This window comes from Gaetbulibacter sp. NE (genome assembly GCF_025548475.1).
Taxonomy (GTDB): domain Bacteria; phylum Bacteroidota; class Bacteroidia; order Flavobacteriales; family Flavobacteriaceae; genus Gaetbulibacter_B; species Gaetbulibacter_B jejuensis.
This window is the reverse complement of sequence record NZ_JAOQHY010000002.1, coordinates 1-20,799: the sequence shown is the minus strand read 5'-3', so window position 1 is coordinate 20,799 and position 20,799 is coordinate 1. Positions and strand designations below refer to the sequence as shown.

The window sequence follows — 20,799 nt, the reverse complement described above, 5'->3', positions numbered from 1 at the left end:
TTTTTTAGACTAATTTAAAAATTTTAGAGCAACCCAATGGTTTTTCTCCAAAGTTTCAACGAGTTTTAACATATGCTTATTACATTCAGCCTCTAAAACTGGTATGTCATCTTTATAAAAACCACTTAAGAGCAACATACCATTTTTGTTCAAACATGCTACATATTTGTCTAAATCGTTTAAAAGGATATTTCGATTTATATTAGCTATAATAACATCATAATGTTTATCTACCAATAAGCTTGCATCTCCTTCTAAAACTGTAATATGCTCACAATTATTACGTTCTACATTTTCCAAACTATTTAAATAACACCAGTTATCATAGTCTATGGCATCAATTGGTTTTGCGCCTTTCATTTCAGCTAAAATCGCTAAAACTCCTGTTCCACAACCCATATCTAAAACCGATTTATCTTTAAAATCATTATTAAGAATATACTGTATCATCATATGTGTGGTTTCATGATGACCTGTACCAAAACTCATTTTTGGTTCAATAATTATATCGTACTCCGTATTAGGTTTGTCATGAAAAGGCGCACGTACCGAACATTTCTCATCTACAACTATTGGTGTGAAGTTTTTTTCCCATTCTTCATTCCAATTGGTTTGCTCAATGTCTTCAAACGAAAAAGAAATTTCAAACTCATTAGAGTTTAAGATTTGTATATCGTCAAGAATAGTTTCACTCCACTCCTCTTTTTGAATGTACGCTGTAACACCTTCTTCTGTTTCAACAAAACTTTCAAAACCAGCATAACCTAATTCAGCAATCAAAATTTCAACAGCTGGTTGCAACGGTTGTACTTTAAAGTAATAGCCTATGTATATTGTATTTGACATCTTTTTTTTTGCAAATTTACTAATCCTTAATTTAGTTACTCTTACTTTTGTAGCTAAATTGATTTTAAAATGAACAAACTCATTATTGCTTTATGTTTTTTTTGCTTTTGTACAATAACAAATGCTCAAGACAATAACGATATTAAACTTTCTGCACTTCCTTATTATAGCTACGGAAAAGGACTAGGTATTACCTCTCCTGATAGTATTTTTAAGTTGAATATTAGATTTAGAATGCAAAATCGTTTAACGTATTTAAACAACGAAGACGAAGATCCTGCTTATGAAGCCATGATAAGACGTTTACGTTTACGTTTTGACGGTTATGTTGGTGACCCAAAAATAATTTATGTGATTCAGTTATCGTTTTCTCCAAACGATGTTGGAGCTATTGAAGATGGTGAAAACCTCAACATTATAAGAGATGCTATTGTGTTTTATAGACCAGATAATCACTGGAACATTGGTTTTGGTCAAACAAAATTACCTGGTAACAGACAACGTATTAACTCTTCGGGAGCTTTACAACTTACAGATCGTTCTATCAACAACGCTCGTTTTAATATTGATAGAGATTTTGGTTTGCAAGTGTATTATTTAAACGAATTACAAAATCAGTTTTCTTACAATGTTAAAACTGCGATTAGTACAGGTGAAGGTAGAAACTGGACCAAAGACCCTGACAATGGATTAGCATTTACAGGTCGATTAGAATTGTTTCCTTTTGGTGCATTTAAAAACAATGGAACTCTTTTTGAAGGTGATATCAAGCGAGAAACTACGCCTAAACTAATGTTATCTGGTGTGTATCATTATAATGAAAAAGCAAGACGAACCAGAGGCACTCTAGGTGACGATTTATTTGAGCAGCGCGATATGCAATCTTTTCTTTTAGACGCGATTTTAAAGTATAATGGTTGGGCGTTTCAAACTGCTTATATGAATAGAACAACTAACAACCCTATAACGGTAAACCCTGAAGACAATACTGACACTAGATACGTTTTTGTTGGCCATGGATTTGATGCGCAATTGAGTTATGTTTTTGAAAACAACTACGAACTTATAGGTAGATATTCGTATCAAAAACCTCATGAAGATATTGAAGCCTTAACTCCACAAACCAATCAATACAGTTTGGGTGTAACTAAATACATTTGGGAACACGCTTTAAAACTGCAAGCCGAAGTTACCAATAGCGATTTAAGCTATTTCGATTCTAGCAGTGCTAATAATTGGTATGTGCGCTTTCAGGTTGAAATAGGTATATAAAAAAACGGTCTTAAAATTTTAAGACCGTTTTTTTTATATTATTTACTTTTTAATTAGAACGCATTAACTATCGCAAAAAAGTCTTCTGCTTTTAGTGATGCTCCACCTATTAACCCTCCATCAACATCTGGTTTAGAGAAAATTTCTTTAGCATTATTAGGCTTTACACTTCCTCCATATAATATTGAAACACTATCAGCTACTTCACTGCCATACTTATTAGCCAATGTTGTTCTAATAAATGCGTGCATGTCTTGAGCTTGTTCTGGTGACGCAGTTTCTCCTGTACCAATAGCCCAAACAGGTTCGTAAGCTAATATTATATTACTAAATGCAGACGCTTCTAAATGAAACAAAGCATTTTTAATTTGGCTTTCAACTACATGCTCATGATTACCAGATTTTCTATCATTTAGTTCCTCACCAAAACAAAAAATAACAGTCATTTCATTGTTTAAAGCAGCATCAACTTTTTTAGCTAAAAGCTCATCGGTTTCATTAAAATATGCACGACGTTCACTATGACCTAGTATTACTGTTTTAACACCAACACTTTTCAGCATACTTGCACTTATTTCTCCTGTGTAGGCACCATTCTCAGCAAAGTGCATGTTTTGTGCTACAACTTCAATATCGGTTTCTCTTAATGACTGAAAAGCAGGCCACAAATTGGTAAACGTAGGAGCAACCATCACTTGCGCATTAGATGTTTTTGATTGCGATTTTAAATCGGTTATTAATCCTTCTGTTAACGATAAATCGTTATTCATTTTCCAGTTACCTGCTACTATTTTTTTTCTCATTTTAATGCATTTATAAGTTTACTATCGTCGGCTTTCACTGCTTTAAAGAGTTTGATTGTTCCTGTTTCATCAACTACCATATATCTTGGAATCCAATCTAAGTCAATAAAAGTTCCAAAGTCACCTTTCCAACCTGATTGCATAAAATAGTGGTCGCCTTCAACCTGATATTTATCTATTCCTCTCTTCCAGCTATCCATACTCTTGTCCAAAGATAAAAAGACATAGACAACATCAGTATTATTTTCTTGTAAAGTTTTAACTTTTGGCATGCCTTTTATACAATCTTTACACCAAGATGCCCAAACATCAATTAATAAGGTCTTGCCTTTGTGCTTGGTAAGTATTTCATTAAATGGTATTGTTTCTCCGCTTAAGGTTATAAATGTATCATTTAAAGCGTCTTGCGAAAATTGAGTTGGAGTGTCTTTACTACAGCTTAAAAAGCTAATTAGTGCTACTAATAGAATGTTCATTTTTTTCATTTTTATTGCAATTTTACTTTAGGATCTAACCATGTGTAGATTATGTCGACTAAAATATTAATACTTACAAATACAATTGCAATAACTAATACAGCTCCCATAATTACTGGTAAATCTAAAGTATTTAATGCATTCACGATTTCCTTTCCGAGACCATTCCATCCAAAAATATATTCTACAAAAACAGCTCCTGCTAGCATAGATGCAAACCATCCTGAAATTGCAGTAACCACAGGATTTAATGCGTTTTTTATAGCATGACGTTTTATAACCTGAAATTCGTTTAGTCCTTTTGCTCTAGCTGTTCGTATGTAATCTTGATTAAAGACTTCTAATAGCGAGTTTCTCATAAGTTGTATTACTACTGCTAGTGGACGAATTCCCAATACAATAGCTGGTAGAATAAGGTTTTTCCATTTAATATGCATACGCTCGCCAAAATCATCTAACTCATAAAGGCTTCCTGTCATTTCAAGATTAGTGTATTTATGAAGTACAAACCCAAATAACCACGCAAAGAGTATTGCGCTAAAAAAGGAAGGTACACTCATTCCTAATGTGCTTAGAATTTGAATAATTTTATCAATCCATGTGTCTTTGTACAATGCTGATATAATCCCGAAAATAATCCCTAAAACTATTGCAATTACAATAGCAGAAACAGCCAACACAAAGGTATTAGGAAGCGTTTCTCCAATTACTTGCGTCACCTTTTTTCCTTGTTTGGTAAACGATTCTCTTAGGTAAGGAAATTTTAAAACTGTTGTAGTATTACCAATAGTGAATAGCTTTGAAGCTGTGTATTTTCCGTTTCTTAAATACGTGTAATCACTTTCAGAAGTTGAATGGAATGACAAAGGTGACAAATCATTAAGGTAATATAAATACTGGGTTCCTATGGGTTTATCGAAACCATATTTTGCTTTAACAATTGCTAGCTGCTTGCTGTCTTCATTTTGACCTAACATCATTTGAGCAGGATCTCCTGGTAAGACATTAAACAGAAAAAAGATTACCGTAACTACTCCTAATAAGGTAAGTATTGCATAAAAGGCTTTATTTAGGAAATAGCTTATCAGATTACTCCTTTTTTAAAACAGCTTCAACAAATGATGTATAGTTGGTTTTATTTGCTGCATTAATTGAATCCAAAACATCGCCTTCGTTTCTTTCCTTTAGAACATACATTGCTTCAATATCATCTTTAGTTAAAGCTTCTACTTCTTCTTTGGTTGATATTTCGCCATCAATTAAGTATACTGTTCCATCATCTTTAATTACCTCTTGCTTACGCTCAACCTTTGGCAACTCAATATCTTCAATATCATTCCAATGTTCTTTTTGAAGTACAGTTCCTTTTTCTAACACCAATACTCCAGGATTAGAACGCACAATAGTTTTTAGCACTTTTTCATCACACAAATAGAAATCGAAATTTAAGTCATAATCTTTTTTAATTTGTGCTTTTACATCGTTTCCAGATGCTGAAAGCCCAATAACAGTATAACCGTTTTCAATAGCTTTATCTGACACTGCTTTAAGTTTTTTAAGTCCATCAACTTCAGCAGACTCTAGGCTATAACTCGTTATCATTACAAGGTGGTCTTCTTCAAGAAATTGAGTGGTTAAATCTTCGTCGTCAGACTCTATAGAGAAATCCAATATTGAAGGTTCATATCCTTTTTCAATAACCTTGGTTTCATAACTTATAAGTTTTCCTTCAACTGTTGGATAAGACCCATTAGTCACAAATTCTTTTTCTTCACCATTGACATCAAATAACCATGTCCATTCCATAACTGGTTTTTTAGCGCCTTCAGGAATTGTCATATTATCTTGTATGTTGCTTCCTATTTTGTAGGCTCTAAAATCAAATACAGGTAAATGCATTAACACATGGTAAGCAAACCATAAACATGCTATAAAACTTAATAGCGATGCAACGGTTAGTCCTAATTTTCCAAAAATTGGTTTGATATGTTTTACTCCAAAAAACAGGATTAAAATAAGTATTAGCAGAATAACATCTTTGGTAAATGATTCCCAAGGTGTAAGTTTTAAGAAATCACCAAAGCAACCACAGTCTTTTACTTTATCAAAATAGGCTGCATAAAAGGTTAAAAATGTGAAGAACACAATCATTGCCAAAAGGCTCCAAACAGTAAACTTAGGTTTGTAACCTATGAGTAAAAATATACCTAAAACCACTTCAAAAATGACCACAAAAATGGAAATCCCTAAAGCATAAGGCTCTAAAAAAGGAATATTAAGTACGTCATAACTAAAATACTCTTGGAGTTTATACGAAAACCCTAACGGATCGTTAAGTTTTATAAAACCAGAAAATATAAAAAGTGCTCCAACAAGCAATCTACTAACGTTTACTATAAATTTCATGTGTTATTCTTTTAAGTGAATCATTGCAAAAACAGCGTAGTTTATCATATCTTGATAATTAGCATCTATACCTTCGCTAACCAGTGTTTTTCCTGCGTTATCTTCAATTTGTTTTACGCGTAATAGTTTTTGTAAAATTAAATCGGTTAATGAACTTACGCGCATTTCTCTCCAAGCTTCACCATAATCGTGGTTTTTATCCATCATTAATTGCTTGGTAATGCCTATTTTTTCATCATACAATTCAGTAGCTTCTTCAACCGATAGATCTGGCTGTTCTACAACACCTTTGTCTAACTGTATAAGCGCCATAATGCAATAGTTTATTATACCTATAAACTCACTGGTTTCGCCTTCATCAACTTTTCGTATGTCGTTTTGCTGAAGACTTCTAATACGTTGCGCTTTTATAAAAATTTGGTCGGTTAACGACGGTAATCTTAATATTCTCCATGCACTTCCGTAGTCTTTCATTTTATTAACAAATAAGTCTCGGCATGTTTTTATAACGTCGTCGTACTGTTTTGAGGTATCTTGCATTTAAAACATTTAATTTTCCGTAAATTTCGCATAAAAAAGTTTAAAGTTCAAAGTTTAGCCTTTAAAGTTTGCTACTATTAACACTTCAAATTCTTATTTATGACTATTAATTGCAAAGGGCAACTTATAGATTTAAGCACACCTCAAGTAATGGGTATTTTAAATGTAACTCCAGATTCGTTTTATGATGGTGGAAAATACAAAAACGAAAGTGAGCTACTCTCTCAAATATATGTAATGCTTAAAGATGGAGCAAGGTTTATAGACATTGGCGCTTACAGTTCAAGACCTAATGCTGAACATGTTTCTGAAACCGAAGAGCTAAAGCGCATACTTCCAATTATTGAACTAGCTTTAAAAGAATTTCCTAATGTTTTAATTTCGGTTGACACCTTTAGAAGTGCCGTTGCTAAACATGCTATCAACTCTGGAGCTGCCTTGATAAACGATATTTCAGCAGGCTTATTGGATCAAGATATGCTTAAAACCATTGCCCAATTGCAAGTTCCATATATTATGATGCACATGAGAGGTACACCTCAAACTATGCAACAATATACAAGCTATGATGATTTGGTAAAAGATATTTTATTTTACTTTTCTGAAAGAATAACTGCCGCAAGAGCTCTTGGTATTATTGATATTATTGTAGATCCTGGTTTTGGTTTTGCCAAAACTACCGAACAAAACTTTGAGCTACTAAACAAGCTTGACCTTTTTAAAATGCTTGAATTATCATTATTGACTGGAGTGTCTAGAAAATCGATGATTTACAAAACCTTAAACAATACTCCAAAAGAAGCTTTAAATGGCACAACAGTTTTAAATACTGTTGCCTTACAAAAAGGAGCAACTATTTTAAGAGTACATGATGTTAAGGAAGCTATGGAATGTATAAAACTTACAAATCTATTACACTAATGAAAATCAAATTTTATATAGTAATACTAACTGCTTTATGCTTATCCTGTGGAAAAGACAAAGTTGTTTTGCTGCCGGAAATTAATACGGCAAAAATTACAGAAGTAAAAGATGTATCCTCAGCCTATTTGTTTTACGATGAAACCCAACCAGATAGTCTAGAACTCAACCGAAAAAACTTAATTAGCACCACCAATTGGCTGGTTAATGTTGATAAGCGATTAACACTAGAACAAGCTATACCCAAAATAAAATTTTTACAAGACAAAAAGAGAAATGCTGAAATGCATAAAAATGAAAATGCTAAAAACTATTATAGTTGCAATGATACTAGCATTAAAAACTTAGGGTTTATAGAGTTTACTGATGTGGTCTATTGGGAAGAATCTTCAGTTGGCATACAAAAAAAGACGTCTCAACTTCCTAAAGACAATACTATAGCTATACATCTAAAGTTAGGTTTAGATAAAAAAATTCATATTTCTAACACCAATGATGAATTAAGTATTAAAACAATACATTATTCTGAGTTTGAAAATCATCTTACAAACTTAAAACACCAATTCCCTAACAAGACAATTAGCATTAAGCTAAACTTTGATGAAAAATTAAGTATTCAAGACTACATCACTTTTAAATCGCTTGTTTCTAACATAAAGCTAGATTCAATAACAATAGATAACAACGAATTTATTTATTAATCATATTTTGTTACATTTACACAAACACCTTAACCTTGGATAAATTCAAATTTTGGGATTTTACGCTTATAGACTTTATCGACGTGTTTCTCGTCGCTATTTTACTCTACTATGTATATAAGCTAGTAAAAGGTACTGTTGCCATAAATATTTTTATAGGAATTATAGTAATTTATTCCGTTTGGAAACTTACCGATTTACTCAACATGAATATGCTTCATAATATCTTTGATGGGTTTATGAAAGTAGGAATTATAGCCTTAATAGTAGTATTTCAACCCGAAATACGGAAATTTCTGCTTATGGTTGGATCTACGAATTTAGGTGGTAAACGAAAATTCTTTAGTAAAATACGGTTCTTAAAAACCGAAGTTGAAACTGAAACAGATATTGACGCCATAATTGCTGCATGCAACAAAATGGGAACGACTCAAACTGGAGCTTTAATTGTTTTAGAACGCAATAATAATCTTGATTTTTTAACAGGAACTGGAGACAATATGAATATCTCGGTTACTCAAGCCATTATTGAAAGTATATTCTTTAAAAACAGTCCGCTGCACGATGGAGCCATAATTATTGAAAACAATGTGGTAAAAGCAACTCGTGTTATTTTACCTGTAAATAACGAGAAAAATATTCCGCAACGTTTTGGTTTAAGACATAGAGCAGCTATTGGAATTACCGAAAAAACCGATGCCTTAGCTATTGTTGTTAGTGAAGAAACTGGACAAATTTCATATATTAAAAATGGTGAGTTTGTGATGTATAATGACACTGCAGACCTTACTGAAATGATTAAAAAAGATATGGTATAAAATGAATTGCAAAAACTGTAATACTAACCTTGCAGTAGAGCAAAATTATTGCTTTGAATGTGGTGCTAAAATTATTAGAAACCGCCTTACTCTATCCAACATTTTTTCAGAAGTAAAAGAACATCTTTTTCAATACGACAATAAGCTTTTTCAAACGTTTATATTACTATTCAAAAAACCAGAGGCTGTTATAAATAGTTATATTGATGGCACTAGAAAAAAGTACATTAATGTTATACAGTATTTTGCTATTTCGCTTACACTTATTGGTATTCAAGTATTTTTACTCAATACTTTTTTTGAAGATGTTTTGTTTAAAGACATTTCATTTTTAAACAAGTTTGATAATGGTGTCACTAACTCATCCGATTTTTTAAAGGACCAAGCCACCATACAACAAAAAGTTTCAAACTATCAAAACATTATTTATATAATAACTGTTCCAATATCTGCTTTTGCTACTTGGGCTGCTCACTACCTAACCAATTATAGGCAATTTAATTTCACTGAGCATATAGTCATAAATCTTTACTATTCATCGCAAGCTATTATTGTTACTGCTTTGCTTAACATTATTTTCTTATGCGTTGGAGCAAATTATTATGTAATATCTTCATTGATCTCATTTCTTACAATCGTCTATTACATCTATATATTTAAACGAGTTATTGGAGCTGGTTTTTGGCAAACTTTAGCCAATATGCTAGTTATGTTTTTTATATACGCTATCATTTCTTTAATCCTATTATCTCCTATAATAATTAATGGTATAAAAGAAGGAATTGATGCAGCTAACAAAGTAAAAGGCGCATAAGCATGAATTGTAAAAACTGTAATATTACTTTATCCGAAAACAGCGATTATTGCAATGCTTGTGGCGGAAAAGTAATAAGAAACAGACTTAATTTTAAGAATTTATTTGAACACATTAGCGAAACATTCTTTAATTACGACAACAAGCTACTACGTACTATTATCGACTTATTTAAAAAACCCGAAGCTGTTATTGTAAGTTATATTGAAGGTGTTAGAAAACGTTATGTAAACCCTATTAGTTTTTTTGGTGTCGCATTAACCCTTAGTGGTCTTTACGTTTTAGCTTTAAATAAGTTTTTTCCTGAAATCATGGATTTTTCTGCAATAACACCAAAAGGTCAAGAAGAAATGCAACAACGCAACATGAGTTTTTTACAAGAGTATCAATCTATTGTTATGATGCTATATGTACCTATCTATGCGTTAATTGCAAAACTGACTTTTATTGGACTAAAAAAATTCAACTACACCGAAATGGTTGTTGTGTTTATGTACATACAAGCACAAATATCTGTTGTTTCTGCAGCAATAGTAATTATAGGCGCTTTTTTTGGTATAACTTATGGCGTAATGAGCTTGTTTTTGCTTCCGTTAATGATATTATATTCAGCGTATTGCTTACAAAGAATTTATAGACTGAGTTTAAAACATTTACTACTAAGAGGCTTACTATTTATTTTTATTTTAATATTTTTCTTTATTGCCCTTAGTATTGGAATGTTTGTTATAATGTATTTAAATGGTGATTTTCAACAAATGATTGAAACCCAAAAAGCTGCTCAAGGTGCTTAAGCCAGTTCTTCTTTCATAAACTGCACTTCGTATAGGTTTTTGTAATATCCATTTTCTTTTTTAAGAAGCGTTTTATGTGTACCTTCTTCAACAATTTTACCAGCATCCATCACAATGATTTTGTCTGCTTTTTTAATGGTTGCTAACCTATGAGCAATAACTATTGATGTTCTACCTTTAGTAATTTTATCGGTTGCATCTTGTATTAATTGCTCAGAATAAGAATCTACCGAAGAGGTCGCTTCATCTAACACCAAAATACTTGGATTAGTAACATAAGCTCTTAAAAATGAGATTAACTGACGTTGACCTGAAGATAGCATCACACCTCTTTCTTTAACATTATAATGATAACCATTAGGCAAACTCATTATAAAATCATGAATCCCAATATCTTTTGCTGCTTGTTGCACTTCAGCTTCCGTAACGGTATCATTATTAAGTGTAATGTTATTTAATATCGTATCAGCAAACAAAAACACATCTTGTAATACCACTGCAATTTGTGCGCGTAACGATTGCAAAGTCATATTTTTTATATTGACACCATCAATACAAATTTCACCTTTTTGAATATCGTAAAACCTATTTAACAAATTAATAATTGTAGACTTTCCAGCTCCTGTAGCACCAACAATAGCGATGGTTTGTCCAGCTTCTACTTTAAAAGATATACCTTTAAGAACTTCTTCATTTTCTATATAAGAAAAATGCACGTTTTTAAAAGTTATGTCTCCTTTAAATTGAGTTGCTACCACATTACCACTATCATCAATTTGAGATGTAGTATCCAATACCTTAAACACTCTATCAGCGGCAACCATTCCCATTTGTAGCGTATTGAACTTATTAGCAATTTGGTTAAGCGGTCTAAACAACATAGGAATCATCATAATAAAAGCAGTAAGCTCACCAAGAGATGCTGTACTATCCATAATTACATTTAGTCCTCCATACCAAACAACCAACCCTAAGGTTATTGATGATAAAAATTCTGCAATAGGAAAGAAAATAGAGTTATACCATACGGTTTTTAACCAACCTTTTTTATGACGTTCATTAATTGCCATAAACTTTTTATATTCTGTATCTTCTCTTGTAAACAGCTGAAGTATTTTCATACCTGTAACACGTTCTTGAACAAAACTATTTAGGTTAGACACTTCCGTTCTTACATCCTGAAACGCTAATTTCATATACTTCTGAAAAATCTTGGTAGCAAACAATACAATTGGCAATGTAGTAAATACAATAAGGCTCAATTTCCAATTCATTGAAAACATCATAATAGCTACAGCCAACATTTTCAACACATCGCTAAAAATCATAAACAAGCCTTCACCAAAAATATCAGCAATACGCTCCATATCGGTAACTGCTCTAGTAATCAAAACACCTACTGAAGAGTTATCAAAATATTTCATTTTAAAACTCAACATGTGTTTAAACAACTTTACTCGTATATCTTTAACTACAGATTGCCCTAACCAACTTGCATAATAAATAAAAAGGAGTTGAGAGATAACTTCTAAAACTAAAAGCGTAATCATGATAATGATGTAAAACAAAAAGCCATCATACTCTTGCAAAGCAATTTTTGTATCAATAGCTAATTGAAGCACTTTAGGTCTAAAAACTCCAAAAACAGACAGTCCAATAACAAAAATTAAGGTACCAAAAAACACAAGCTTGTAAGGTTTTACAAACTTTAGTAATCGTTTAAAAAGTTTTATATCAAAAACGTCTGCTCCTTTTTTAGACATATATAGTTTTTATTTCTTTATCGTATCAGGATACTTTACTTCGGTTAAATACAGTCCATGAGCAGGAACCGAAAAACCTGCTTCACTCCTATTTTTTGATTTTATAATATCATGCAATTCCTCAACGGTAGTTTTACCTAATCCAATATTCACCATAGTACCAACTATGGCTCTTACCATATTTCTAAGAAAACGGTCAGCAGTAATTACAAAGGTTAACTCTCCGCCATCATTAATCCATCGTGCATGCTTTATAATGCAATTATACGTCTTTACATCTGTATTTGTTTTAGAAAAACATTGAAAATCTTTATACTGCAATAAGACATCGCAGGCTGCATTCATTTTTTCTACATCCAACGGAAGTTGTAACAAGTAAGCATAATCAAAAGTAAACACATTTTTACGATTGGAAACCTTGTAATGATATGTTCTCTCAGTAGCATCAAAACGCGCATGAGCATCGTTAGTCACCAAAAACATGTTGTGTATTGCCACATCTTTAGGTAAAAATGAGTTTAGCTTATAGGTTAAATCCTGAGTATTTAATTCTATTTCAGAATCAAAATGGGCATACATTTGCGATGCATGCACGCCTGCATCAGTTCTTCCTGCTCCAACAATATCTGTTTTTTGCTGCAATAACGTTGAAAGTGCTTTCTCTATAACTTCTTGTACAGAAATAGCATTAGGCTGATTTTGCCAACCATGATATGCTTTTCCGTTATATGACAATTCGATAAAATATCTCAATGGAAACTTCTACTTTTGTAAATGACAAAGATAATTAGTTTTCTGAGTTAACATTTTACATTAACATTATATGAAGAAAATTCTTCTACTTTCAGACACACATAGTCACATTGACGACACTATTTTAAAATATGTAAAACAAGCCGACGAGGTTTGGCATGCTGGTGATATTGGTGACTTAAGTGTTACTGATGCTATTAAAGCACTTAAACCTTTACGAGCTGTATATGGTAATATTGATGACGCTAAAGCTAGAGTTGAATTTCCTGAGCATAATAGGTTTATGTGTGAGGATGTTGATGTATGGATAACTCATATTGGTGGTTATCCTAGCAGATATAATCCACGGGTAAAACCTGAAATTTACAACAATCCGCCTAAACTATTTATTTGTGGTCATTCCCACATTTTAAAAGTAATGCCTGATAAAAAACTCAATATATTGCATATGAATCCTGGTGCAGTTGGTAAACATGGTTTTCATAAAGTACGAACAATGCTTCGTTTTACTATTGATGGAGAAAAAATTGATAACCTAGAAGTTATTGAGTTGAAGCGATAAAAAAAGCCCAAGATCTTCACCTTGGGCTTACGCACTAAATTAATTAAGATATAAGGTTTATCGTAATCTATCCACAGATTTTACAAGATCTTCATCCTTTTTGATGGCTTTATTGGCTAAAACCAAAAATACGATAGAAAAAATAGGTAGAAGAATCCCAATACCTTTCTCAGAAACATCAGCTTCTCCAGATAAGTTTAGCGATTGATATACAAATAATCCTAATAAAATAAAGTTTAATATGATGTTAAGTCGTCCCAAAACAAATTGCGACTTCCTATTTTTATATCTAAATATTGAAACCAAAGATAAAAAAGCTGAAGCCAAAAACAAACCTAAATAAAGATTGTTGTCTTTTACAAAAACCTGCACATCCGAAGCATTAGTCCATAAATGAAAAACAAATATTAGACCAGCTGAGATACCAGCAGAAATTAATAAATAAACCGTTTGAATACGTTGAAGCATCTACTTTTTTTTAAATTTAAAGCACAAAATTAGTAGTTTCTTTTTAAAACATATACTTGTTTTTAAAATAAAATTGTATTATTGCAGTAGTAATTTGTTACACACAACAGTTTCAGGTTATTAATCTTCAAGATTTTTTTCTAGTTTTTCCCTTTTATTTCAAAATAGAGAATATTCAGATTAAATCTATTCAATAAAAATTATTCAATAAACATACATGTTTGAAATTTCGCAATTAAAAGAAAAAAAGCTTTCTGAGTTACAGGAAATAGCTCAAAAACTGAACGTTCCTAAATACCGTTCATTAAAAAAATTGGATTTAGTATATCAAATACTAGATTATCAGGCTGCAAACCCTGATGCACTTAAAAACGAAGCTCCAGCATCTAACGACAGCAATAAAAGCAAAAAAACTACCGAAAGAAAACCTAGACAACCAAGGCAGAGAATTCAAAAAAAACCTGCCGATCAACAGTCTAAAGAGCAGCAAAAAATAGAGTTTTCTGAGTCTAAAAAAGAGAACAGCAACAACAATAACAGTAAAGACAACCAAAAGCCAGCTGCGAAAGACAATAAAAGACAGTCTCAAAAAGACAACTCGAACCAAAAACAGCAAACTCAAAAAGACAGCGCTAACAACAAACAACAAGCTCAAAAAGACAACACCAACAATAAGCAACAGCGCTCTAAAGACAATAACCAAAATAACAATTCCAATAACAATAATGGAAATAACGGTAATAAAGACAACCGTAACCGTTATAGAGAACCAGATTTTGAGTTTGATGCTATAATACAAAGTGAAGGTGTACTTGACATCATGCAAGATGGATATGGGTTTTTACGCTCTTCTGACTACAACTATTTATCATCTCCTGATGATATTTATGTATCGCAATCTCAAATTAGATTATTTGGATTAAAAACTGGAGATACAGTTTTAGGTCATGTAAGACCTCCTAAAGAAGGTGAAAAATATTTCCCACTTATTAAAGTGAGTAAAATTAATGGTCAAAAACCTGAAGTTGTTAGAGACAGAGTATCTTTTGAACACTTAACACCTTTATTCCCTCAGGAAAAATTTAATATCGCTGAAAAGCAAAGTACTATTTCAACCAGAATTATGGATTTGTTCTCTCCTATTGGAAAAGGACAACGTGGTATGATTGTTTCACAACCTAAAACAGGTAAAACTATGCTTCTTAAAGATGTTGCAAATGCAATTGCTGCAAATCATCCTGAAGTATATCAAATGATTTTACTTATCGATGAGCGTCCTGAAGAAGTAACAGACATGCAACGTAATGTTCGTGGCGAAGTTATTGCTTCAACTTTTGATAAAGAAGCTCACGAGCATGTAAAAATCGCCAACATAGTCCTTGAAAAAGCTAAACGATTAGTCGAGTGTGGACACGATGTTGTAATCCTTTTAGATTCAATTACTCGTTTGGCAAGAGCATACAACACTGTTCAACCTGCATCAGGTAAAATATTAAGTGGTGGTGTTGATGCTAATGCATTACATAGACCCAAAAGATTCTTTGGAGCTGCTAGAAATATTGAAAATGGAGGTTCATTAACAATTATAGCTACAGCACTTACCGAAACTGGTTCAAAAATGGATGAAGTAATTTTTGAAGAGTTTAAAGGTACAGGAAACATGGAACTACAATTAGATAGAAAAATATCTAACCGTAGAATTTTCCCTGCAATTGACCTTACATCTTCAAGTACACGTCGTGACGATTTATTGCTTGATGACAATACCATACAAAGAATGTGGGTAATGCGAAAATACCTAGCAGACATGAATCCTGTTGAAGCAATGGAGTTTATTAACGAGCGTTTTAAACAAACCAAAAACAATGAAGAGTTTTTAATCTCTATGAATGGTTAATAAATAAAGATCCTAATAATAAAATATTAAAAACCCATGGAGTTTCCATGGGTTTTTTATTTGCTTTATAGTAACTGTAAACTTAATCAATAAAAAAAGCCTTTTCAATGAAAAGGCTTTTAAAATATCTTTTAAAAGTAATTCTCTTATAGAGAAGCTATATGCTTAGCTAAACCTGATTTTAAGTTAGCTGCTTTGTTAGCATGAATAACATTTTTCTTAGCTAACTTATCAATCATAGAAACTACTGTAGGATAAAAATCCTGAGCATCTTTAGCTGTTTCCATTTCACGTAATTTCTTAATAGCATTACGTGTAGTTTTATGCTGATACCTGTTAGTTAAACGCTTTGCTTCGTTACTTCTTATTCTTTTTAATGCTGACTTATGATTTGCCATTTTACTTTTTCCTTATTAAAAAATTGTAGCCCGTAGGGGAATCGAACCCCTCTTACCAGGATGAAAACCTGGCGTCCTAGCCGATAGACGAACGGGCCATTAAATTTTGAAAGCACAAATTTAATTATAAAATTTAAATATGCAACAATCTTTAAATGAACATGCAATTTCCTCATTGCGGATGCAAAAATACAACTATTTTTAAATGTTGCAATAGCTAATCAATTTTTTTTCAAAAAAAATTAATATGCCTTTGCAAATAGTACTCTTCTTTTTGATGGATTACCAGTAAATACGCATACTCCAGCCTCCTCTTCTCCATCTTGAGGAATACATCTAATTGTTGCTTTTGTTAACTCCTTAATTTTTTGCTCTGTTTCAGGAGTTCCATCCCAATGCGCTGATATAAAACCTGTTTTATTCTCTAAAACGTCTTTAAACTCATCAAACGTCTCAACTTTTGTGATATGACTATTTCTAAAATTTAAGGCTTTATTAAATAATCCTTCTTGTATGGTAACTAGTAGTTTTGAGATTAAAGTAGGTAAACCATCAAGGTTTACAATTTCTTTTGTTAAAGTGTCTCTTCTAGCTAATTCAACAGTTCCATTTTCTAAATCTTTAGGTCCAATAGCAATTCGCAGAGGAACACCTTGCAATTCATGCTGAGCAAATTTTGCTCCTGGTCTGTGTGTTTCTCTTGCATCAAACTTGCAGCTTACTCCTAAAGCCTTTAAATCGTTTTTTATAGTATTTGCTAGATCAGAAATCTGTTTTAACTGCTCATCATTTTTGTATATAGGAACAATAACCACTTGTGTTGGTGCTAAATTAGGAGGTAAAACCAAACCTTTATCATCACTATGTGTCATTATTAAAGCTCCCATTAAACGTGTAGACACTCCCCATGAAGTAGCCCAAACATAATCTAGCTTTCCTTCATTATTTGTAAACTTTACATCAAATGCTTTTGCAAAGTTTTGCCCAAGAAAATGCGATGTTCCTGCTTGTAAAGCCTTACCATCTTGCATTAAAGCTTCAATACAATAAGTTTCTACTGCTCCAGCAAAACGTTCGCTTTCGGTCTTTAATCCTTTAATAACTGGAATAGCCATAAAGTTTTCAGCAAATTCAGCATACACATTGTTCATTTGTTCGGCTTCAGCTAATGCTTCTGCTTCTGTTGCGTGAGCTGTATGTCCTTCTTGCCACAAAAATTCTGCAGTACGCAAAAACAAACGTGTACGCATTTCCCAACGTACAACATTTGCCCATTGGTTAATAAGTATAGGTAAGTCTCTATAGCTTTGAATCCAACCTTTATAGGTGTTCCATATAATTGCTTCACTAGTTGGACGCACAACTAATTCTTCTTCTAATCTCGCTTCTGGATCGACCCTTAATTTTCCTTCATTATCAGGGTCATTTTGTAATCTATAATGTGTTACAACAGCACATTCTTTTGCAAACCCTTCGGCATTCTTTTCTTCAGCTTCAAATAAACTTTTAGGTACAAATAGTGGAAAATATGCGTTTTGATGACCTGTTTCTTTAAACATTCTATCTAATTCAGCTTGCATTTTTTCCCATATTGCATATCCATATGGTTTTATAACCATGCATCCTCTAACTGCTGAATTCTCAGCCATATCAGCCTTTACGACCAATTCGTTATACCATTTTGAATAATCTTCTGCTCTACTTGTGAGATTTTTGCTCATTGTAAGTATTTTGGCACAAAAATTGTGCGTATGTTAAATAAAAAAATAGTTCAACAAAACTAACTATTTTTGTAATGTTCAACAATAAAATTATACAGTTATGCAATTTAAAAATTACATCATATCAAAATTGCCATTTTTTGTTGCACTAAGCTTTGCTTTTGTTTTAGCTTCTTGTGGTTCATACCAATATGTTGGTTATGACAATGATGGTATATACAATTCTGATGGAGTTGTTTATGAAGAAGACACTTATCAAGAAACTACAAGCGCTAGCGGCAGCTACTACAAAAATTATTTTGCTGAAAAATCTCAACAATACGAAAGCATTCCTGAGGAAAATATAATATTCACAGATATTGAATCTTACGAAGGCAATTACACTGAAGAAGAAGATACAACCGATGAGTACAATGGATATGCTGGTTGGGGACAAGATAGCGATAACATTACCATAAATGTGTATTCTAATTATGGATGGAATAATTGGGGTTACTACAATTATTGGGGTTGGAATAGACCTTTTTATTCATGGAATAGATGGAACACTTGGGGATGGAATTCTTGGGGTTGGAACAATTGGGCTTGGAACTCTGGTTGGGGATATTATGGCTACAATTCGTTTTGGGGTAACCCATATTACAATGGCTTCTATTATGGAGGTTATTACAATCGACCATACTACTACAATGGATACCGAAATGGGTATGCATACAATCGTGTAAACTCAAGACGTGGTCAAATTAACAATGCTTACAATTCTAGACGTTCTAATTCTGTAATAAATAATAGTCGTATTGGGAGAACTAATCGTTCTACATTAACTAGACCTAGAAGTACTACTACAAGAACTAGAGTAAATTCTTCTACAACGAGAAGAAATAGTTCTATCACACCAAATAGAACTAGAGTTAATACAAGATCTAACAACTCTGTAAGACCTAGATCAAATTCTACAAGAACAAGAGTTAACTCTTCATCGACAAGAACTAGAGTAAATACTCCATCTAGAAGTTCTTCAGTAAGAAGCTCTTCTGGTTCTCCATCGCGTAGTAGTGGTAGCAGAGGTTCATCTGGAAGAAGACGATAATATTCCCTAAAATATTAAATAAAAAATTGATATGAAAAAGTTAAGTTTACTATTCATAGGCCTACTATCTATGTCTAATGTTATGGCTCAAGATATATCTGATGCGTTGAGATATTCTTCAGACGAAATTCAAGGAACAGCTCGATTTAGAGCTATGAGTGGAGCTTTTGGAGCTCTTGGTGGAGATATGTCTGCCGTTAGTTTAAATCCTGCAGGAGCAGCTGTATTTACTAGAAGTCATGCTTCGGCTTCTGTTTCCATTTTAAGCATCAATAATGATGTTAATTATTTTGGAGAAATGCGATCTTCATCTGACTCTAAATTTGATCTTCATCAAACTGGAGCTGCTTTTGTTTTTAATAACACTAATCAAAATTCACCATGGAGAAAGTTTGTATTTAGTATTGCTTATGATAAAGTTGCTAATTATGATAACGATTGGTTTGCAACTGGAACAAGTACAAATTCAATAGATTCTTACTTTTTGTCTTATGCACAAGGTTTGAGGCTTGATGAAATTTCTGCCTTTGATGACGAAAACTATACTGACGCTTATGCTGATATTGGCTCTGCTTACGGTTTTAATAACCAACAAGCTTTTTTAGGTTATGAATCCTATATTCTTGAACCAAACAGTGATACTGATGATAACACTTCTTATTTTTCAAATATTGCTCCTGGAAGTTTTGAACACGATTACAGCTATCTTGCTACAGGATATAATGGCAAGTTTACATTTAACTTTGCTTCACAGTTTAAAGACAAATTATATATAGGTCTTAACCTAAATACTCACTTTATTAATTATGAGCGATATACTTATTTGAATGAATTTAATTCAAACGAAGGATCTTTGGTTAACGAAGTTGGGTTTGAAAATTCACTATTCACAACAGGAAGTGGTTTTTCTTTTCAGCTAGGAGCAATTACAAAGCTTACAGAAGAACTTAGAGTAGGGTTAACCTATAACTCTCCTACTTGGTTTAGTATTGAAGAAGAAACTACTCAATACCTTGCTACAGTTAGAAATGATGGAGGTTCAAACATCACTCAAGTAATTAACCCAGCTATTATTAATGTTTTTCCTAGATACAGATTACAAACACCAGGTAAACTAACAGGAAGTTTAGCTTATGTTTTTGGAGAGCAAGGTTTAATTAGTTTTGATTATTCTAGAAAAGATTACTCAAACACTAAATTCAAGCCAACTTCTGACACTTATTTTTCTGCTCAAAATGATATTATTAGTAATACACTTAAAGCTGCATCTACATATAGATTTGGTGGAGAATACAGATATAAGCAAATAAGTTTTAGAGGTGGCTATCGTTTTGAAGAAAGCCCTTACGAAGATGATTCTTTTTATGGTGATCTTACTGGATATTCTCTAGGTTTAGGATATAATTTTGGTGATATAAAATTAGATTTAGCTTTTGATCAATCTGACAGAGAGATTAACCATCAATTCTATAGTGTTGGTCTTACAAATGCAGCTCTTTTAGATTCTAAAAACTCTAATGTAACTTTATCTTTAGCTTTCAATTTATAGAAAGAATACAACACATAAAAAAAAGAAAAAGGCTGAATAAAAATTCAGCCTTTTCTTTTTATAAACTTCTTTGGTTTATCGTTTCAAAGTAAAGTGAGCTTTAAACTCTTTTCTCTGCCCACCAATTGGTTCGTCGTACTCTACTACAAACCAGTAATCACTTGATGGCATTGGGTTTCCATTGTAGGTTCCATCCCATCCTTGTCC

General features: G+C 32.4%; 22 protein-coding genes and 1 tRNA gene. 10 read left to right on the top strand and 13 right to left on the bottom strand.

Annotation, left to right across the window (positions count from 1 at the left end; genetic code table 11):
* Nucleotides 1-9: 9 nt before the first annotated feature.
* Nucleotides 10-846, bottom strand: coding sequence for a 50S ribosomal protein L11 methyltransferase (gene prmA, locus OD803_RS04760; RefSeq protein WP_262732543.1), 837 nt, complete (start codon nucleotides 844-846; stop codon nucleotides 10-12).
* Between the two features lie 69 nt (nucleotides 847-915).
* On the opposite strand from prmA, the gene OD803_RS04755 reads away from it, so the two are divergent.
* Nucleotides 916-2,118, top strand: coding sequence for an OprO/OprP family phosphate-selective porin (locus tag OD803_RS04755; protein WP_262732542.1), 1,203 nt, complete (start codon nucleotides 916-918; stop codon nucleotides 2,116-2,118).
* A gap of 53 nt (nucleotides 2,119-2,171) precedes the next feature.
* On the opposite strand, the gene tpiA is transcribed toward OD803_RS04755, so the two are convergent.
* From tpiA to OD803_RS04730, 5 genes are read right to left on the bottom strand one after another with little or no spacing between them, the layout of a single operon-like run.
* On the bottom strand, nucleotides 2,172-2,921 hold the full coding sequence (gene tpiA / locus OD803_RS04750) for a triose-phosphate isomerase (protein WP_129761535.1): 750 nt from the start codon (nucleotides 2,919-2,921) through the stop codon (nucleotides 2,172-2,174).
* Nucleotides 2,918-3,397, bottom strand: coding sequence for a TlpA family protein disulfide reductase (locus tag OD803_RS04745; RefSeq protein ID WP_332006929.1), 480 nt, complete (start codon nucleotides 3,395-3,397; stop codon nucleotides 2,918-2,920). Before OD803_RS04745 ends, tpiA begins: the two co-directional genes overlap by 4 nt.
* Before the next feature lie 11 nt (nucleotides 3,398-3,408).
* Nucleotides 3,409-4,485 carry an ABC transporter permease gene (locus OD803_RS04740; RefSeq protein WP_129761533.1) on the bottom strand — a complete coding sequence of 359 codons (1,077 nt, stop codon included), beginning with the start codon at nucleotides 4,483-4,485 and terminating at the stop codon, nucleotides 3,409-3,411.
* 1 nt (nucleotide 4,486) lies between these two features.
* The gene (locus OD803_RS04735) at nucleotides 4,487-5,803 is read right to left on the bottom strand and encodes a BT_3928 family protein (RefSeq protein ID WP_129761532.1); all 1,317 of its coding nucleotides are present in this window, start codon (nucleotides 5,801-5,803) and stop codon (nucleotides 4,487-4,489) included.
* Nucleotides 5,804-5,806: 3 nt separating this feature from the next.
* Nucleotides 5,807-6,343 carry a DUF1599 domain-containing protein gene (locus tag OD803_RS04730; protein ID WP_129761531.1) on the bottom strand — a complete coding sequence of 179 codons (537 nt, stop codon included), beginning with the start codon at nucleotides 6,341-6,343 and terminating at the stop codon, nucleotides 5,807-5,809.
* A gap of 99 nt (nucleotides 6,344-6,442) precedes the next feature.
* Here OD803_RS04730 and folP point away from each other — a divergent pair, with 99 nt between their 5' ends.
* The 5 genes from folP to OD803_RS04705 are packed head-to-tail and all read left to right on the top strand — an operon-like array spanning nucleotide 6,443 to nucleotide 10,391.
* Entirely contained in the window at nucleotides 6,443-7,264 is an 822-nt protein-coding gene (folP, locus tag OD803_RS04725; protein WP_262732541.1) for a dihydropteroate synthase, read from the top strand.
* A complete protein-coding gene (locus OD803_RS04720) occupies nucleotides 7,264-7,965 on the top strand; it encodes a hypothetical protein (protein ID WP_262732540.1) in 702 nt (233 codons plus the stop codon). Before folP ends, OD803_RS04720 begins: the two co-directional genes overlap by 1 nt.
* Nucleotides 7,966-8,000: 35 nt before the next feature.
* Nucleotides 8,001-8,783 carry a diadenylate cyclase CdaA gene (gene cdaA / locus OD803_RS04715; protein WP_129761528.1) on the top strand — a complete coding sequence of 261 codons (783 nt, stop codon included), beginning with the start codon at nucleotides 8,001-8,003 and terminating at the stop codon, nucleotides 8,781-8,783.
* A 1-nt stretch (nucleotide 8,784) separates the two neighbouring features.
* On the top strand, nucleotides 8,785-9,597 hold the full coding sequence (locus OD803_RS04710; RefSeq protein WP_262732539.1) for a DUF3667 domain-containing protein: 813 nt from the start codon (nucleotides 8,785-8,787) through the stop codon (nucleotides 9,595-9,597).
* 2 nt (nucleotides 9,598-9,599) lie between these two features.
* On the top strand, nucleotides 9,600-10,391 hold the full coding sequence (locus OD803_RS04705; protein ID WP_262732538.1) for a DUF3667 domain-containing protein: 792 nt from the start codon (nucleotides 9,600-9,602) through the stop codon (nucleotides 10,389-10,391).
* Here OD803_RS04705 and OD803_RS04700 read toward each other — a convergent pair.
* A complete protein-coding gene (locus OD803_RS04700; RefSeq protein WP_262732537.1) occupies nucleotides 10,388-12,154 on the bottom strand; it encodes an ABC transporter ATP-binding protein in 1,767 nt (588 codons plus the stop codon). The genes OD803_RS04705 and OD803_RS04700 overlap by 4 nt on opposite strands.
* 9 nt (nucleotides 12,155-12,163) lie before the next feature.
* A complete protein-coding gene (gene truA, locus OD803_RS04695) occupies nucleotides 12,164-12,907 on the bottom strand; it encodes a tRNA pseudouridine(38-40) synthase TruA (protein ID WP_131507979.1) in 744 nt (247 codons plus the stop codon).
* A 70-nt stretch (nucleotides 12,908-12,977) separates the two neighbouring features.
* On the opposite strand from truA, the gene OD803_RS04690 reads away from it, so the two are divergent.
* Entirely contained in the window at nucleotides 12,978-13,469 is a 492-nt protein-coding gene (locus tag OD803_RS04690) for a metallophosphoesterase family protein (protein ID WP_262732536.1), read from the top strand.
* Between the two features lie 57 nt (nucleotides 13,470-13,526).
* Here OD803_RS04690 and OD803_RS04685 read toward each other — a convergent pair whose 3' ends face one another.
* On the bottom strand, nucleotides 13,527-13,937 hold the full coding sequence (locus OD803_RS04685) for a DUF4293 domain-containing protein (protein ID WP_131507983.1): 411 nt from the start codon (nucleotides 13,935-13,937) through the stop codon (nucleotides 13,527-13,529).
* A gap of 217 nt (nucleotides 13,938-14,154) precedes the next feature.
* Here OD803_RS04685 and rho point away from each other — a divergent pair, with 217 nt between their 5' ends.
* Nucleotides 14,155-15,834 carry a transcription termination factor Rho gene (gene rho, locus OD803_RS04680; RefSeq protein WP_262732535.1) on the top strand — a complete coding sequence of 560 codons (1,680 nt, stop codon included), beginning with the start codon at nucleotides 14,155-14,157 and terminating at the stop codon, nucleotides 15,832-15,834.
* A 146-nt stretch (nucleotides 15,835-15,980) separates the two neighbouring features.
* Here rho and rpsT read toward each other — a convergent pair whose 3' ends face one another.
* The 3 genes from rpsT to proS form a co-directional block, all read right to left on the bottom strand.
* Nucleotides 15,981-16,232 carry a 30S ribosomal protein S20 gene (rpsT, locus tag OD803_RS04675; protein ID WP_262732534.1) on the bottom strand — a complete coding sequence of 84 codons (252 nt, stop codon included), beginning with the start codon at nucleotides 16,230-16,232 and terminating at the stop codon, nucleotides 15,981-15,983.
* A 26-nt stretch (nucleotides 16,233-16,258) separates the two neighbouring features.
* A tRNA-Glu gene (locus OD803_RS04670) sits at nucleotides 16,259-16,330 on the bottom strand.
* 144 nt (nucleotides 16,331-16,474) lie between these two features.
* Nucleotides 16,475-17,953, bottom strand: a complete 1,479-nt coding sequence (proS, locus tag OD803_RS04665) for a proline--tRNA ligase (RefSeq protein ID WP_262732533.1) — start codon at nucleotides 17,951-17,953, stop codon at nucleotides 16,475-16,477.
* A 100-nt stretch (nucleotides 17,954-18,053) separates the two neighbouring features.
* Between proS and OD803_RS04660 the strand changes: the two genes are divergently transcribed.
* Nucleotides 18,054-19,043, top strand: a complete 990-nt coding sequence (locus OD803_RS04660; RefSeq protein WP_262732532.1) for a hypothetical protein — start codon at nucleotides 18,054-18,056, stop codon at nucleotides 19,041-19,043.
* Nucleotides 19,044-19,074: 31 nt separating this feature from the next.
* A complete protein-coding gene (locus OD803_RS04655; protein WP_262732531.1) occupies nucleotides 19,075-20,592 on the top strand; it encodes an OmpP1/FadL family transporter in 1,518 nt (505 codons plus the stop codon).
* Nucleotides 20,593-20,667: 75 nt separating this feature from the next.
* Here the strand turns inward: OD803_RS04655 and OD803_RS04650 are convergent.
* The coding region (locus OD803_RS04650) for a T9SS type B sorting domain-containing protein (protein ID WP_262732715.1) at nucleotides 20,668-20,799 on the bottom strand (132 nt) is incomplete at its 5' end.

Coding starts and splice junctions, on each gene's coding strand:
- rpsT (WP_262732534.1), bottom strand. CDS start 16,232: ATGGCAAATCATAAGTCAGCATTAAAAAGAATAAGAAGTAACGAAGCA.
- OD803_RS04745 (WP_332006929.1), bottom strand. CDS start 3,397: ATGAACATTCTATTAGTAGCACTAATTAGCTTTTTAAGCTGTAGTAAA.
- OD803_RS04720 (WP_262732540.1), top strand. CDS start 7,264: ATGAAAATCAAATTTTATATAGTAATACTAACTGCTTTATGCTTATCC.
- folP (WP_262732541.1), top strand. CDS start 6,443: ATGACTATTAATTGCAAAGGGCAACTTATAGATTTAAGCACACCTCAA.
- OD803_RS04730 (WP_129761531.1), bottom strand. CDS start 6,343: ATGCAAGATACCTCAAAACAGTACGACGACGTTATAAAAACATGCCGA.
- tpiA (WP_129761535.1), bottom strand. CDS start 2,921: ATGAGAAAAAAAATAGTAGCAGGTAACTGGAAAATGAATAACGATTTA.
- OD803_RS04700 (WP_262732537.1), bottom strand. CDS start 12,154: ATGTCTAAAAAAGGAGCAGACGTTTTTGATATAAAACTTTTTAAACGA.
- OD803_RS04710 (WP_262732539.1), top strand. CDS start 8,785: ATGAATTGCAAAAACTGTAATACTAACCTTGCAGTAGAGCAAAATTAT.
- OD803_RS04660 (WP_262732532.1), top strand. CDS start 18,054: ATGCAATTTAAAAATTACATCATATCAAAATTGCCATTTTTTGTTGCA.
- OD803_RS04705 (WP_262732538.1), top strand. CDS start 9,600: ATGAATTGTAAAAACTGTAATATTACTTTATCCGAAAACAGCGATTAT.
- rho (WP_262732535.1), top strand. CDS start 14,155: ATGTTTGAAATTTCGCAATTAAAAGAAAAAAAGCTTTCTGAGTTACAG.
- OD803_RS04655 (WP_262732531.1), top strand. CDS start 19,075: ATGAAAAAGTTAAGTTTACTATTCATAGGCCTACTATCTATGTCTAAT.
- OD803_RS04735 (WP_129761532.1), bottom strand. CDS start 5,803: ATGAAATTTATAGTAAACGTTAGTAGATTGCTTGTTGGAGCACTTTTT.
- prmA (WP_262732543.1), bottom strand. CDS start 846: ATGTCAAATACAATATACATAGGCTATTACTTTAAAGTACAACCGTTG.
- OD803_RS04755 (WP_262732542.1), top strand. CDS start 916: ATGAACAAACTCATTATTGCTTTATGTTTTTTTTGCTTTTGTACAATA.
- OD803_RS04685 (WP_131507983.1), bottom strand. CDS start 13,937: ATGCTTCAACGTATTCAAACGGTTTATTTATTAATTTCTGCTGGTATC.
- OD803_RS04690 (WP_262732536.1), top strand. CDS start 12,978: ATGAAGAAAATTCTTCTACTTTCAGACACACATAGTCACATTGACGAC.
- proS (WP_262732533.1), bottom strand. CDS start 17,953: ATGAGCAAAAATCTCACAAGTAGAGCAGAAGATTATTCAAAATGGTAT.